Here is a 15189-nt window from a genome sequence, read left to right on the forward strand (position 1 = left end):
AATCTTTTGAAACACTTTCTTATTGATAATATATAACAATTATAAGAGAAAAATTAGGTTCATCCGCATGGTACTTTATGACACTATCATTTTCAATAAGATAACTCTAATTGAGAATGCATATCACTACGGTGATAGTGTTAACTAAAAAATCCACGCAGCCTAGACTGCATGGATTTTTGTCTTCTATTTAAATTAACCTCGGAAAGCACGAGCATCGAGCTTAGCTGCAAGCTGCATACTTTTTTCGTGATCTGCCTGACGACGTTTCTCAACTTTTGCTCTCAATGTTTGACTATTTCTTAATTCATCGTAACCGAAACCATGTACTCCTCTGAATGCGTGGTCCATCTGTTCTGTATAGGGTAACTCTCCCGAACTGATAATGAATCATTCCTTTCCTTTTTAATGTTTTCTATACTACACTACATACCACCTCATGTTAAGTTCAAACATCCTTTTTATTCTGAAAATTCCTTTCGCAAATATTGAATTGATACATATGTCACACGAATCATGTTTTTCATTTCACGTAACATCTCGGCGTAAAATCAAAGCCAGTCTCCTATTTTAAATCCCACCCTCATGCGCCTGAGAGGGATTAGCTTCCAGCTGATCGTTTTCGATAATTGTAAGCTTATTTAATTGGTAATAATTTAGGTGAAATGAAAAAGGGGAGAAATGAATCATTTTAAAAAAGTTTTGTGCTCGTAAGTTAATTCTTCCTTTTATACTGTGTAGTTTTATATTTTCCTAATTTTAAGAGGTTTGCTTTCCTTAATAGCCTCTTCACCTCATAGCGACTGTCTAAGAGTAAAAATTTTCTACAAGCTTTATTTGTAAGAATGTCATCATATAGCCAAAAATAATGCTGAAGTGATTTTAGCGAAGCATATTTGTCAGCATACTGACAGCTTGTACAATACCAAATATTTTTAATTTTATTCATACCTACCTGTCCACAGCCTTCACAAGCTACGCCTGAGATTAAATCACTTACTTCTATTGAATAATGTTTCGTTAAGGGAAAGAATTCATATGGGGAATTATGTTTTAAAATCAGATTTTTTACCTGATTAAGTTTAGAAACGGGTACGGGTACTATCGTAGATTTATTTTGGAGATTTCGAAGGAACGAATAGACCTCATTCTTATAAAGAATGGTCGTATCATTGTTTGTAGTTTTAACATAGCTATTTTTAGAGGCAAAAACTATAGCTCCGAAGACTGGTATAGAAAGATTATGATGTGAAAAGAAATTAGACAATAAATAGGAATACTCATTTAACTGATTAACGGGGCAAGGGTACTTTTTAATCTCCCCATTATCTTTAGTTTGTATTAATTGTGAAGGATTCACTTTAAATTCGAGCGACCCTATAATGTTTTTTATTTCAAGAATAACTGCACCAAACGGGGTTAGTAATAGAAAATCAATTTCAAATAATTTTTCCGTACGCAGCATTACCTTATGTAATAAAAAATAATTATAAGGTAAACGCATCCTTTCTAACTCCCTATAAACCACTTCCTCTCCATAATCACCTGCCATAGTTGTCTGTATTTCTGTGGCTAGCTTGGGATAAAACGGGTGCCTCAAAGGTAGTCTATTCAATAATAATCTCATTGCTTTCAGTTGTTCCGATTCCGCATATTTTTTGATAATCAATAGTCATCACCTCAATTTTAGATTAGCAAAATTAAGTTAAGAAAGATACCATTAATTTGGTAATTAAACCTGTAAATCTTTTTATTTGTGATGAAACATTTAAGAGGGTATATGTAGCTTTTTTAAGGGTTCGATTGAGTGATCAGTTCCAACTAGTTTATGGGCGCTTTTAAACACTTTATGGGACACTTTCCACTAGTTTACGGGCGATACTCACGTTTACGGTCGCTTTTCTTTCATTTATGGGTCAGTTTCTACCGGTTTATGGGCGCTTTTAAACACTTTATGGAACAGTTTCCGCTAGTTTATGGGCGATACTCACGTTTATGGGCGCTTTTCTTTCATTTATGGGTCAGTTTCAACTGGTTTATGGGCTCTTTTAAACACTTTATGGGACACTTTCCACTAGTTAACGGGCGCTTCTCACGTTTATGGGCGCTTTTCTTTCATTTATGGGTCAGTTTCAATTGGTTTATGGGCGCTTTTAAACACTTTATGGGACATTTCCGCTAGTTTATGGGCGATACTCACGTTTACGGGCGCTTTTCTTTCATTTATGGGTCAGTTTCAACTGGTTTATGGGCTCTTTTAAACACTTTATGGGACACTTTCCACTAGTTAACGGGCGATCCTCACGTTACGGGCACTTCCCCCCTCCTTAACTGACACTTCTATCACCCCACAAAAAAAGCAAGCACACCAGGTGCTTGCTTCAATAACTCATCCAACAAGAATTATTTCACCGGAACTACTGCTCCGCCCCATTCTTCTAAGATGAAATCTTGAATTTCTTTGGATTGTAGTGCTTCTACTAGTGCTTTGATGCGCTCGTCTTTTTCGTCACCTGCGTTTACCGCTACTAGGTTTACGTATGGAGATTCTGAGTCTTCAATTGCGATTGCATCCTCTAGTGGATTTAAGCCAGCATCGATTGCGTAGTTGGAGTTGATTAGCAATGCGTCGCCTTCATTGTTTTCATATAGCTGAACCATTAAAGCAGCTTCGTAGTTTGGATCGAATTCTAGGTTTTTCGGGTTGTCTATAATGTCATCAATTTCTGCTTTTGTTTTATCTATTCCCTCAGCAAGTGTAATTAGCCCTTCTGCTTCTAGCATTGCTAGCACACGGCCATGGTCAGCAACCGAATTACTCATTAGGATCGTTGCTCCTTCAGGAAGCTCTTCAATCGAATCATACTTTTGAGAGTAAAGACCAATCGGCTCGATATGGATGCCACCAGCATTTACGAAGTCATAGTCGAAATCATTCATTTGTGATTCTAGATAAGGAGCATGTTGAAAATAATTGGCATCTAGGTCGCCATTATTTAAGTCTTTATTTGGTAGTACGTAATCTTGGTACGTTTCAATTTGAAGCTCAATGCCTTGTTCTTCTAAAATAGGTACTACCTGCTCTAAAATTTCTGCGTGCGGTACGTTAGAGGCACCAACAACTAATTTGTCGCTATCCTCATCACCACAAGCAGCAAGCGTTAATGCACTAACAGATAATAAAACCCCAGCCAATAATTTTTTCATTTTCAATCTCTCCCTATCTTTTATCAATTTTTGTAGTAATAATATCGCCAATCCATTGTAGAATAAAGACGATGATTAATATTAAAATAGTAGCAATAAGCGTTACATCTCCGCGTCCACGTTGGAATCCATCTAAAAATGCTAGATTCCCAAGTCCTCCAGCTCCAATAATTCCCGCCATTGCTGTATAACCAACTAGTGATATACAAGTTACGGTAATACCAGATACTAAGGCTGGCATCGATTCTGGCAATAAAACCTTCCAAATGATTGTAGAGGTTTTAGCACCCATCGATTTAGCTGCCTCTAAAACACCCTTGTCGATTTCTCGTAGTGCGATTAAAACCATACGGGCATAAAATGGAGCCGCTCCAATTACTAATGCAGGGATGGCCGCATTCGGACCACGCATCGATCCCGTCAACAACGTTGTAAATGGTATCAACAAAATGATTAAAATAATAAACGGAATAGAACGAAAAATATTGACTACTCCACTGGTCAACCAGTTTGCTATTTTATTTGCCCATGCTTGGTGTGGGCTTGTCAAAAATAATAATAGTCCTAAAATTAGTCCAAAGATTGCTGTTAGGACTGTAGAAATTGCGGTCATATAAAGGGTTTCTATAGTGGCTTCCCACATTTTAGGCCAATCAACATTTGGAAATAACGATTCAATCATTGTTGATCACCTCAGTTTTAACTTTTTGCGAGTGGATAAATTGTATGGCATCTTCCACCGCTTGTTCATTTCCATCAATTTGCAGGATTAGTGTCCCGAACGCCCCACTTTTCGTATGAGAGATGTTCCCCTGGACAATATTTACCTCTAAATCGAACTGTTTGATTAATCTTGAAAGAATTGGTTGCTCTGTAGTATCTCCAACAAAAACGAGCTTAACTAGCTTGCCATTTGGATAAAGCTGAACTAAATTCTGTATCGTTTGTACAGGTTGGTTTGAATCAGAAATTTGAGAGACGAAACGCTTAGTAATAGGCTGTTGTGGCTTTTGGAATACCTCAAGCACATCTCCATCTTCTACAACTTGACCATTTTCCATAACCGCTACTCGGTTACAGATCTTTTGAATAACTTGCATCTCATGTGTGATTAACACAATGGTTAATCCTAATTTTTCATTAATGCTTACGAGCAAGTCTAAAATGGAGTCGGTTGTTTCAGGGTCAAGAGCCGATGTTGCCTCATCACAAAGCAATACCTCTGGACCATTAGCCAACGCTCTTGCAATTCCTACGCGTTGCTTTTGTCCTCCAGATAATTGAGATGGGTAAGAGTCTCCTCTTCCTTCCAATCCAACAAGGCTTAATAGCTCTTCTACTCTAGCTTTTCTTTTGTCCTTTGAGACACCTGCAATTTCTAAGGGAAATGCTATATTTTCAGCGACTGTTCGCGACCAAAGTAAATTGAAATGCTGGAAGATCATACTTACTTTTTGACGAAAGCTTCGAAGCTTATCCTCATTAATAGATGTAATTTCCTGGCCATTCACTGTAATATGGCCATCTGTTGGTTTTTCTAAACCGTTTAACAAGCGGATGAGCGTACTTTTACCCGCTCCGCTGTATCCAATAATCCCGAATATTTCTCCACGCTGTATGTCCAGATTTACACTGTCAACTGCAACGATTTCTCCTTGCTTCGTAATAAATCTTTTCGAAACTTCTTTTAAACTAATCAAGTAAACCTGACCACCTTTCCTAATAAAAAACCCCTTCTGCAAAAGAGCAGAAGGGGTGTATGTTATCTATTTAAAATAACGTTCATCCATTCTCTCATTTCCCAAAGCTATTGCTTTGCGTGACTTGGCACCATTTCACTTTCGTGACGGTTGCCGGGCTTCAAAGGGCACTTCCCTCCACCTCTCTTAATAAGAGCGACACTATTAAATTGTGTTTTCAACATAACGAATATTATCATAGGTTTCCATCTTCGTCAATAGCCTTTATTGTTTCCAATAAGTAAGGAACTGATTGAAAAGCATAGATTTTCTTTACCACTTTTCCTTGTTTTGTAATAAGAAGACAAGGTACGCTTTCAATTTCCTGTTCTATCGCCAAATCACCTAGAAAATTAATATTTGCTTGACCAATTGGATAGGTAACCATTTCTTTAATAACATTCATCATTTTACTTGCTACCTGACACGTTCCACACATAGGCGTATAGATGTAAAACAAGGTAAGTGTTGAATTGTTTTTAGCGCTATCCCATTGTTCTCTAGTCCATTCGTTCATACACATCATCCTAAGGTAAAAATTCTTTTTTCACCTTAATATTAACACGTTTTAATATAGATGCCAAAACCTTGACCGGAGTATTCGCAACTTCGCCATACGTAGGATTGGTATACAGGTGAATGGCCTCTGGATACTCCTTCCTAACAACCGAGCGAATTTGTTCTCCCGATTTATCTGCATCTAGAAAAGCATAAATCGGCAAGCCATCATAAGGGCTTAATAGCTCCTCCAATTTTACATCGGATATCGTTCCATTAGTACATATAATTTCTGGAGATTCATCGAGAAGGCTTAATAATTGCAGCTTATCAGACCTACCCTCAACGATAATTATTTTATCACTAAATACATGTGCCATTTAGCTTCTCTCCCAACTTATTGCCTTTCCTTTATTATATGAAAAAAACGCCGATTATTAACCGGCGTTTTCATTATTACTCTGCTATTAATTCTTCGTACTTCTCAGGAGATAATAAGCTGTCCACTTCTGATACGTCAGAAGGCTCAACCACGATCATCCATGCATTTTCATAAGGTGATTCATTAACAAATTCGGGGCTATCTTCTAGCTCAGTATTTACTTCTACTACTTTACCACTGATAGGTGCATATAGTTCTGAAACAGTTTTCACGGATTCAACACTACCAAAAGCGTCTCCTGCCTTGATATCATCGCCAACTTGTGGAAGTTCAACGAATACGATATCTCCAAGTTCAGATTGTGCAAAATGAGTAATTCCAATACGGACATTTCCGCCCTCATTTTTTACCCATTCATGTTCAGCTGAGTACTTAAAATCTTTAGGTACGCTCATAAATAAACCCCTCTCAAATAATTAATCCATTCTATTTAATATTCACATATTTTGATAGTAAATACAAGGTGCTTTAAGAGGTTTTCCACATGTCTTCAAACTGCTCTTCTTTAAAACCAAGCGTTAGCTTGTGTCCATCATATACAAGAGGTCGTTTAATCAATTTCCCATCCGAAGCAAGCAGCTCCAACTGCTCATCCTCCGACATAGTAGGAAGCTTGTCCTTCAATTGTAATTCACGATATTTTACGCCACTAGTATTGAAGAATTTTTTCAGCTCATTATCGCCTTGTGCCACCATTTCCTTTAATAGTTCCTTTGAAGGCGGTGCGTCAACGATATGATGGTTCTCAAATGGAATATTGTTATCTTTCAGCCATTTGCTTGCTTTGTTGCATGTACTACATTTTGGATATCCGTAAAATTGGATTGTCATTTATATCTCACCTTTTTCTTTTTATCATAATAATATTTTGTTACTCATGCAAGAGAGAACAGTGAAATGCTCTCTTCTTAACTTTAAAAATATTCTTGTTTTTGCTTAGCGGTGATAAATTCCCGTGAGCGGTCATAAATCTTGCTGAACGGTTATAAACTCATTCCCCTTCATGGTAATATCGTTTTTCGGACAAAAAAGTAGCCATCTGGAGTTCCAGATGGCCACTGCTATTATTAAACTACAAATTTTTCAGCTTCGATTAGCTTAACGGAAGCTTCGCGTTTTTTCTCGATTACATTGTATGGTGTGTAGCGTGTTAGCTTGCGAAGTGCAGAAAGCATCATGCGTAAGTTATCGCCATCAACTGAAGCAATTAGTGTTTCTTTTGCTGCTGCTTCGATTTCATTGAAAGCTTCTTGGCAGAAGATTTGAGTGTATAGAAGCTTTTGTGCTGCTTTTTCTTCTCCGCTGCGTGCGATTGCTTTTTCTGTACGAAGTACTGCTGATTCCATAGCGAAGATATTATTCGCAATGTTAGCAATGTGTACTAATACTTCTTGCTCTGCTTCTAATTTAGTCCCGAAGCGTTGAGCAGCCATACCAGCAGCTAAAATACCGATTTTCTTAGCGTTTGCCACTAGCACTTTTTCTTGTGCTAATGCTTCATCGCCAACTTCCTCTGGCATCATCATTAATAGCTCTTCTTGAAGTGCTTGAGCTTTTTGAAGAAGTGGTAATTCACCCTTCATTGCTTTTTTCAGGAATGTTCCTGGTACGATTAAACGGTTGATTTCGTTTGTACCTTCGAAAATACGGTTAATACGTGAGTCGCGGTAAATGCGCTCTACTTCATACTCTTGCATGAAGCCGTATCCACCATGTAATTGAACTGCTTCGTCAGCAATATAGTCTAGAACCTCAGACCCTACTACTTTGTTAATAGAGCATTCAATTGCATACTCAGCGATTGCAGCTGCAATTTTTGTTCCATCTTTTTGATCTTCTTCGCTCATTTGACTCATACGATCCTCGAAGTAACCAACTGTACGATATATTAAGCTTTCTGTCGCATATAGCTTAGAAGCCATAGTTGCCAGCTTTTGTTTAGTTAAGTTGAATGAAGAAATAGGCGTTTTGAATTGTTGACGTTGGTTAGAATAAGATATAGCAAGCTCTAATGCACGTTTAGAACCACCAATCGTACCTACACCTAATTTGTAACGACCTATGTTAAGAATGTTAAATGCAATAATGTGGCCACGACCGATTTCACCTAATAGGTTTTCAACAGGAACCTGTGCATCTTCTAAGATCAATGTACGAGTAGAAGATGATTTAATACCCATTTTCTTCTCTTCTGCACCTACAGATACTCCTGGGAATGTTCTTTCAACGATAAATGCAGAGAATTTGTCTCCGTCCACTTTTGCATAAACAACGAATACGTCTGCGAATCCTGCGTTAGTGATCCATTGTTTTTCACCATTAAGAACATAGTGAGTGCCTGCTGCGTTTAGTTTAGCAGTTGTTTTTGCTCCAAGAGCATCTGAACCTGAGCCTGGCTCCGTTAAAGCGTATGCCGAGATTTTTTCTCCAGATGCTGAGTTTGGAAGGTATTTTTTCTTTTGCTCTTCATTACCGAAAAGAACGATTGGAAGAGTACCGATTCCTACGTGTGCACCGTGAGTGATAGAGAAACCACCTGCTACTGATAACTTTTCAGCGATTAATGCAGAAGAGATTTTGTCTAATCCTAGACCATCATATGCCTCTGGAATATCAGCTGCTAAAAGACCTAAGTCACCAGCAGATTTCAATAAACGTACAGAGTGATCAAACTCATGATTTTCTAGGTTCTCCACAACAGGTAATACTTCGTTTTTTACATAGTCTTCTGCTGTTTTAGCAATCATTTTTTGCTCATCATTGAAATCCTCTGGTGTAAATACGCGGCTTGCCTCAATATCTTCTACTAAAAAGCTTCCACCTTTAATTGCATCTTGAACTTGTGTCATTTCCTTCTCCTCCTATTGTGTGTAAACGTTTGTTTAATTGATTGTGAAATGCGCCCTTCAATCAAAGCGCATTTCCCCCTTAAAATTAAAGAAGTTCAAATACTCCAGCTGCTCCCATGCCTCCACCGATACACATCGTTACAACACCGAATTGCTTCCCTTGTCTTCTAAGTTCGCTCATCATTTTTAGAGTTAAGATAGAACCAGTTGCTCCTAGTGGATGCCCTAAAGCAATCGCTCCACCATTTACATTTACTTTATCTAGGTCGATACCTAAATGACGAACGACTTGGATAGATTGAGAAGCGAAAGCTTCATTGATCTCCCAAAGGTCGATATCTTCAATAGATAGACCTGCAATTTTTAATGCTTTAGGTACCGCAACGATTGGTCCGATCCCCATTACGTCCGGAGCCACGCCCCCAACTGCGAATGAACGGAATTTTGCTATCGGCTTTAAGCCTTGTGCCTCTGCAATTTCACGATCCATCACTAAGACTGCGCCTGCACCGTCCGAAGTTTGAGATGCATTACCTGCAGTTACAGAACCACGTACGTTGAATGCTGGTCGTAATTTTGCAAGTGTTTCTACTGTTGTTCCTGGACGTACACCCTCATCCATTTCGAACATAAATTTTTTCGTTTGCGCTTTGTTGTTTTCATCTACGAAATGCTTGATCACTTCAACTGGAACGATATCATCGTTAAACTTACCAGCTGCTATTGCCGCTGCAGCAAGCTGATGTGAACGAACAGCAAATGCATCCTGGTCTTCACGGCTCACATTATATTTATTCGCTACCTGCTCTGCTGTATGCCCCATTCCCATATAATATTGAGGCGCTGTTTCTGCTAAATGAGCATTTGGTCGAATGACATTCCCCATCATAGGAACCATACTCATCGACTCTACTCCTCCAGCAATAATTGCCTCGGAGTGGCCTAACATAATACGTTCAGCCGCATAAGCGATTGATTGTAGACCTGAGGAACAGAAACGATTGATTGTGATCGCTGGTGTTGTATCTGGAAGTCCAGCAAGCGCACCGATATTACGAGCCACGTTCATTCCTTGCTCTGCTTCAGGCATTGCACATCCTAAAATTAAATCATCTATTGGGCCGTCGTATCCGCCCGCTCTTTTTAACGTCTCTTTTACCACCAATGCCCCGAAATCATCTGGGCGTACATTAGCTAGAGATCCTTTTTTCGCTTTACCAACTGGTGTTCTTGCACCTGCTACGATAACTGCTTCACGCATGAGTTCTCCTCCTTTTACCTAACGCAGTCTAGTTGCGTAATGGTTTACCTTTCACTAACATGTGCTGCATTCTTGCCTGAGACTTTGGATTTGCAACTAAGCTTAAGAAAGCTTCGCGCTCTAGGTTCAACAGATACTGCTCATCTACTAAAGTACCGTATGGAACCTCGCCGCCAGCGATGACATACGCAAGCTTTTTAGCGATTTTCAAGTCATGCTCACTAATATATCCAGATAAGAACATGCCTTCTGCTCCTAATAACAATGCTGCATATCCAGGAGAACCTACCACTGGTACCTTTTCACGAATCGGCGCCTTATAGCCTGCTTCTGCTAGAGCTAGTGCCGCTTGCTTCGCATCATAGATTAAATGATCTGGGTTTACGCTAATACCATCAGCCATGCTTAAGAAATTATTTTCGCGTGCCTCTTCACCTGACGTGGATACCTTAGCCATAGCGATTGTTTCAAATACCTTGCTAGCTACATTTAAATAATCTATTTGAACTCCATTTGGAATTCCTTTCAGATGTTTCATGTATAGCTCTTTATTACCCCCACCACCAGGGATTAGTCCAACACCAGCTTCAACAAGACCCATATACGTTTCAGTCGATGCTTGAATGTGTGCAGCTGGTAGAGTTACCTCTGCTCCTCCACCTAATGTCATTCCAAATGGAGCAACTACTACTGGCTTGGCAGAGTATTTAATTTTCATCGTTGCGTTTTGGAATTGACGAACAACGAAATCTAGTTCAAAAATATTGTCATCCTGAGCTTCCATTAGAATCATTCCAAGGTTTGCCCCAACGCTGAAGTTTTTACCTTGGTTACTAATAACAAGCCCTTTAAAGTTTTTCTCAACTTCGTCAATAGCGTAGTTGATCATTTGAAGAATATCTAACCCAATAGAGTTGGACTTAGAGTGGAATTCTAGCAATGCAATTCCATCTCCTAAATCGATCAGGCTAGCTCCTGAATTCGACTTAATGACACCATGCTTTTTCTTATAGCTTTTTAAGTTAATCGTCTTTTCATTGACTGGTACCGCCTGGTAATCCGCCCCGTCAAAGAAGAACAACTCTCCGTTATCTTCTTTATAGAAGGAATCGAATCCTTTATCTAATAAGGACTGAACGAAAGCAGGGATTTCATATCCTTCAGACGTCATTTTTTCAACAGAGTCTTTTACTCCGATTGCATCCCAAATTTCAAACGGTCCTTGCTGCCAGCCGAAGCCCCATTTCATTGCATTGTCAATCGCAACGATATCATCTGCAATTTCACCGTGAAGCTGAGCAGAATAAATAAGTGTCGGGCTTAAAATACTCCATAAAAGCTCTCCCGTGCGATCCTTTGCATATGTTAACGTTTTCACTTTAGCGGCTAAGCCTTTTTGCTGCTTTGCCATTTCCATGGAAGGAGTCTTCAGCTTCTTCATTGGTCCATATTCTAAAGTTTCCGGATTTAATTCTTTAATTTCTTTGCCTTCTTTTAAGAAGAAGCCTTGCCCTGTTTTAGCTCCAAGCCACTTGTTTTCAAGCATTTTTTGCATGAAAGCGGGTACTTCAAATACTTTTTGCTCTTCCCCTGTTGTTTGGTCATACACGTTTTTCGCTACGTGAGCAAATGTATCAAGACCTACTACATCAAGCGTACGGAACGTAGCAGACTTTGGACGGCCAATAAGTGGACCAGTAACAGAATCTACCTCTCCAACGGAGTAGCCTCTTGCTTGCATCTCACGAAGGGTTACAAGTAAACCGTATGTTCCAATTCGGTTGGCTATGAAGTTAGGCGTATCTTTTGCAAGAACAACACCTTTTCCAAGCACATCCTCACCAAAGGTTTGCATGAATTCTACTACTTCAGGAGCAGTCGTATTAGCAGGAATCACTTCCAATAGCTTCAAATAACGAGGTGGGTTGAAGAAATGAGTGCCTAGGAAATGCTTGCCAAAGTCTTCTGATCTACCTTCTACCATCGCATTGATACTGATTCCTGATGTGTTAGAGCTTATAATTGTGCCTGGCTTACGAACTGCATCTATTTTGTCATATAAATTTTTCTTAATATCTAAGTTTTCTACTACTACTTCAATAATCCAGTCCACATCTTTTAGCTTTTCAAGATCATCCTCTAAATTCCCTGCCGTGATTAATTGCAGGTTCTTTTTCGATGTTAATGGTGCTGGTTTTTGCTTTAATAATTTCTGTACGGCAGTTTCCGCAAAACGATTACGTACGGAAGGATGCTCCAATGTAAGTCCTTTTGCTTCATCCTCTTTACTAACTTCTTTTGGTACGATATCCAGCAAAAGTGTTGGTATACCGATGTTTGCTAAGTGAGCTGCAATCCCAGATCCCATTACCCCTGAACCAAGTACAGCTGCTTTTTTAATTTGATATGTCACGTGCAAAGCCTCCCCTTCATCTTGAATGAACGCTCATTCATTTTAATTACAAAAAAAATAGAAGCAATCTCTATATCTATTATTCTAGTGCAATGTTTAAATTTTCGCAATAATAAAATGAATAATTTAATACATTTTTCTTTCTCCTATTTGGGAAACAGTGTAAACTGTATGTATTATCATTGGAGGTATCTTATAATGAAAAAAATTACTACAACTGAGCAATTTAATGAAATCATTTCTGGTGATCAAGAGGTATTAGTAAAATTTGAAGCAGGCTGGTGTCCTGATTGTCGTCGCATGGAAATGTTTATCGATCCTATCATGGAAAAGTATAACAATTACGCATGGTATGAAGTAAATCGTGACGAACTACCTGAAATCGCTGAAAAGTATGAAGTAATGGGGATTCCTAGCCTACTTATATACCAAAACGGCGAGAAAAAGGCTCACCTGCATAGTGCAAATGCGAAAACACCGGACCAGGTAGAAGAATTTTTACAAGCGCAAACTAAATAGATACTATTTAGAACAGCTACATATAGGCATAATATTCAAACTGAATAGTCTATACTTTCTTTAGAACACATAAGCCAAGGTAACCTTAGAAAGTATGAAAGGAAATAGGACTGCTCTTAACGACAGTCCTCTTCTACTTTCTTACCATAATAAGAAAAACAGAGGTGTTATATTTGTCGCAAGAAAATGAAATTCTGGAATTAAAAGAGAAAGTCGCTTACTATGAACGAATTATAAAAGCAATGTCCACCCCAATCATTCCATCTATTGTGCCTAAAACAATTTTGATGCCGATTGCCGGCTATATGTATAAGGAACGCTTTGAAAATATTGAGACGGAAACACTACAATATATTGGCGAGCATAAAGAAGTAGAACACGCTATTTTCGATTTTACCGGGGTAACTGTGGAGCATATTGAGGAATTCGATTACAATGAATTGGCCATTTCTATATCCCGACTGAATAGCTCTCTTCGTTTAATGGGGATCCGTCCAATCTATGTTGGCTTTAACCCGAAATTTATTCGAGAAATTGTCCATGCAGATCTACATGTTAATATCGAAACATATAAAAATTTCCGAGAAGCATTGAACCGTCTACTGCAAGAATCCAATAAAACAATCGCTTCTAAATAAAAAAAGGATTAGGGATTTCTCCTAAACCTTTTTTCTAGCGACAAAGGAAACGAGAAATTGTTCTCGCATCTCCCTTTGTCTTTTTTATCATGTTAACTTAAAAATTTGTCATACAAATTGGTGCTTTTCGTGGCTTAAACCAGTCATCTAAATCCTCTGGGCTACAACCCTTCACTACTACTTCACCATAGCTATCCAAATCCTTAATCGATACACAGCCCATCCACCATGCACTTAAATCTTGAATTCCTATTTCGATGTTCACCTGACCGATATTCTCTCCAACTTTTTCAATATCCCATTCTCCACCCAAAAATGAAAGCTTATAAAAGCCTGACTGCTCCTCGATAAAGGTGTCCTCGACCTTCACAATAATTTCTGGTTGGCCGGCTGGCTTGCGAAGTGTTTGAAAATGCATCTGCTTAAAAAAGAGTGGAATATCTGAAATCCGATACATTAAACCCGATCCAGTGGTGGCCACCTCATGATAGACACTAGGTATTAAGTGATTAGAGTCATTTGGTGGATTGTTTAAGCTATAAACAAATGCCGGGTTGTTTGTTCCATATATGATTCGGTCAACCTGGTCCTGCTGGGAATGAACCCATGCCTCTAGCTGCTTAAAGCCCTTCTGGCTACTCCATACCCACTCATGAATCATCATATTTTGATGCAGGAAGTGACTATCCTTCACTGGCTGAAGGCTAAAAGCCAAGGCACCAATCAGCTTGCCGTCTTCTCGGACCCCTACATAACGAGATGCTGCATTTTTAATATGCTGACGCTCACTCCATGTCCGTTTGATCATACCATGATGCATTTGGGCAAAGTGGTTATATAAGACTGTAATTTCTTCTACATCTGTAGGAGATAACAGCTCTACAAGGTCCTTCTGCCCATTACTATTTAAAGCACCTGGTTTTATCCTAAACTCGTACTTTAATGGTCCGTAGCCATAGCCCATTTTGCGGTAAAAACTAGAGCTAAAAGGATATAGAGCCACAAGAGCCACATTTTCCTTTCTTGCCTCCTGGTGAAAATGGTTCAACAGCTCAAAAGCTACCTTTTCCTTCTTATGTAAAATATGTACTGCCACCATGCCTATCCCAAATAGACGTTGAAACTCACCATTAATATTACATTCAAAATCACTTCGTCGGTAGATTCCTACTAATTCTTCTTTTGCGTTAAAGCTTCCATAAAAAAGAATGCCGTTTTCTTCCCTTTGCTCTCGTTTCAGTCTTTCCTCATATTCCTTCTTCTTTTCCTCTGTCTGAATGCCCATTCCTGGATATGCCATAGACGCTAGGTCAGCCGCTGCCTCAAAATCCTTTTCCCCTAATACTCTAATCAAACCATCCATCCCCTTAGTAATTAAATTAGAATTGCTATTTATATAAAAAACACGAACAATAATTGATTTTAGCTACTGGAAACCGTTCTGCTAGCGACTGATACACAAATCTAATTACAACGCCTTGTCTCTCATGCCGCATTCAATCAAATAATTGTTCGTGTTTAAAATGGAAAACGTTATTTAGGAAATTAACTTAATTTAATGCCTTTAGTAAAAACTTTTAGGGTAATATAAACGTACTATATATAGTAACCAGAAAGGAGAAA

At 38.7% G+C, this 15189-nt stretch carries 14 protein-coding genes and 1 riboswitch; of the genes, 2 read left to right on the forward strand and 12 right to left on the reverse strand.

Annotated features, from left to right (window positions below; all coding sequences use genetic code 11):
- Positions 1–715 precede the first annotated feature (715 nt).
- The 11 genes from NSQ95_RS13570 to NSQ95_RS13620 form a co-directional block, all read right to left on the reverse strand.
- Entirely contained in the window at positions 716–1669 is a 954-nt protein-coding gene (locus tag NSQ95_RS13570) for a nuclease-related domain-containing protein (RefSeq protein WP_340882826.1), read from the reverse strand.
- A gap of 734 nt (positions 1670–2403) precedes the next feature.
- Entirely contained in the window at positions 2404–3207 is an 804-nt protein-coding gene (locus tag NSQ95_RS13575; protein ID WP_342559747.1) for a MetQ/NlpA family ABC transporter substrate-binding protein, read from the reverse strand.
- Between the two features lie 13 nt (positions 3208–3220).
- Positions 3221–3889, reverse strand: a complete 669-nt coding sequence (locus NSQ95_RS13580) for a methionine ABC transporter permease (RefSeq protein ID WP_342559748.1) — start codon at positions 3887–3889, stop codon at positions 3221–3223.
- On the reverse strand, positions 3882–4907 hold the full coding sequence (locus NSQ95_RS13585; protein ID WP_342559749.1) for a methionine ABC transporter ATP-binding protein: 1026 nt from the start codon (positions 4905–4907) through the stop codon (positions 3882–3884). The genes NSQ95_RS13580 and NSQ95_RS13585 overlap by 8 nt, the downstream gene beginning before the upstream one ends.
- Before the next feature lie 91 nt (positions 4908–4998).
- A riboswitch (SAM riboswitch) is annotated at positions 4999–5103 on the reverse strand.
- A 39-nt stretch (positions 5104–5142) separates the two neighbouring features.
- Positions 5143–5463: a thioredoxin family protein gene (locus tag NSQ95_RS13590; protein ID WP_342559750.1), complete on the reverse strand. Its 321-nt coding sequence runs from the start codon at positions 5461–5463 to the stop codon at positions 5143–5145.
- 10 nt (positions 5464–5473) lie between these two features.
- Positions 5474–5824, reverse strand: a complete 351-nt coding sequence (locus NSQ95_RS13595; protein ID WP_342559751.1) for a toprim domain-containing protein — start codon at positions 5822–5824, stop codon at positions 5474–5476.
- Between the two features lie 76 nt (positions 5825–5900).
- On the reverse strand, positions 5901–6281 hold the full coding sequence (gcvH, locus tag NSQ95_RS13600; protein WP_342559752.1) for a glycine cleavage system protein GcvH: 381 nt from the start codon (positions 6279–6281) through the stop codon (positions 5901–5903).
- 73 nt (positions 6282–6354) lie between these two features.
- Positions 6355–6717, reverse strand: coding sequence for an arsenate reductase family protein (locus tag NSQ95_RS13605; RefSeq protein WP_342559753.1), 363 nt, complete (start codon positions 6715–6717; stop codon positions 6355–6357).
- Positions 6718–6953: 236 nt separating this feature from the next.
- Positions 6954–8735 carry an acyl-CoA dehydrogenase family protein gene (locus NSQ95_RS13610; protein WP_342559754.1) on the reverse strand — a complete coding sequence of 594 codons (1782 nt, stop codon included), beginning with the start codon at positions 8733–8735 and terminating at the stop codon, positions 6954–6956.
- An 85-nt stretch (positions 8736–8820) separates the two neighbouring features.
- A complete protein-coding gene (locus tag NSQ95_RS13615) occupies positions 8821–9996 on the reverse strand; it encodes an acetyl-CoA C-acetyltransferase (RefSeq protein WP_342559755.1) in 1176 nt (391 codons plus the stop codon).
- Positions 9997–10024: 28 nt separating this feature from the next.
- Positions 10025–12409 carry a 3-hydroxyacyl-CoA dehydrogenase/enoyl-CoA hydratase family protein gene (locus NSQ95_RS13620; RefSeq protein ID WP_342559756.1) on the reverse strand — a complete coding sequence of 795 codons (2385 nt, stop codon included), beginning with the start codon at positions 12407–12409 and terminating at the stop codon, positions 10025–10027.
- Positions 12410–12607: 198 nt separating this feature from the next.
- Here NSQ95_RS13620 and NSQ95_RS13625 point away from each other — a divergent pair, with 198 nt between their 5' ends.
- Both NSQ95_RS13625 and NSQ95_RS13630 read left to right on the forward strand, forming a co-directional pair.
- The gene (locus NSQ95_RS13625) at positions 12608–12928 is read left to right on the forward strand and encodes a thioredoxin family protein (RefSeq protein ID WP_169359616.1); all 321 of its coding nucleotides are present in this window, start codon (positions 12608–12610) and stop codon (positions 12926–12928) included.
- A 173-nt stretch (positions 12929–13101) separates the two neighbouring features.
- Positions 13102–13566 (forward strand): STAS domain-containing protein, encoded by a 465-nt coding sequence (locus tag NSQ95_RS13630; RefSeq protein WP_169359615.1) that lies wholly within the window; start codon positions 13102–13104, stop codon positions 13564–13566.
- A gap of 97 nt (positions 13567–13663) precedes the next feature.
- On the opposite strand, the gene NSQ95_RS13635 is transcribed toward NSQ95_RS13630, so the two are convergent.
- The gene (locus tag NSQ95_RS13635; protein WP_342559757.1) at positions 13664–14920 is read right to left on the reverse strand and encodes a GNAT family N-acetyltransferase; all 1257 of its coding nucleotides are present in this window, start codon (positions 14918–14920) and stop codon (positions 13664–13666) included.
- Positions 14921–15189 lie beyond the last annotated feature (269 nt).

This window comes from Psychrobacillus sp. FSL W7-1457, assembly GCF_038593405.1.
GTDB lineage: Bacteria > Bacillota > Bacilli > Bacillales_A > Planococcaceae > Psychrobacillus.

Excerpts from the sequence above, each read along its gene's own strand:
- NSQ95_RS13575 (WP_342559747.1), bottom strand. The coding sequence starts at position 3,207 with ATGAAAAAATTATTGGCTGGGGTTTTATTATCTGTTAGTGCATTAACG.
- NSQ95_RS13580 (WP_342559748.1), bottom strand. The coding sequence starts at position 3,889 with ATGATTGAATCGTTATTTCCAAATGTTGATTGGCCTAAAATGTGGGAA.
- NSQ95_RS13590 (WP_342559750.1), bottom strand. The coding sequence starts at position 5,463 with ATGAACGAATGGACTAGAGAACAATGGGATAGCGCTAAAAACAATTCA.
- NSQ95_RS13595 (WP_342559751.1), bottom strand. The coding sequence starts at position 5,824 with ATGGCACATGTATTTAGTGATAAAATAATTATCGTTGAGGGTAGGTCT.
- gcvH (WP_342559752.1), bottom strand. The coding sequence starts at position 6,281 with ATGAGCGTACCTAAAGATTTTAAGTACTCAGCTGAACATGAATGGGTA.
- NSQ95_RS13605 (WP_342559753.1), bottom strand. The coding sequence starts at position 6,717 with ATGACAATCCAATTTTACGGATATCCAAAATGTAGTACATGCAACAAA.
- NSQ95_RS13610 (WP_342559754.1), bottom strand. The coding sequence starts at position 8,735 with ATGACACAAGTTCAAGATGCAATTAAAGGTGGAAGCTTTTTAGTAGAA.
- NSQ95_RS13615 (WP_342559755.1), bottom strand. The coding sequence starts at position 9,996 with ATGCGTGAAGCAGTTATCGTAGCAGGTGCAAGAACACCAGTTGGTAAA.
- NSQ95_RS13625 (WP_169359616.1), top strand. The coding sequence starts at position 12,608 with ATGAAAAAAATTACTACAACTGAGCAATTTAATGAAATCATTTCTGGT.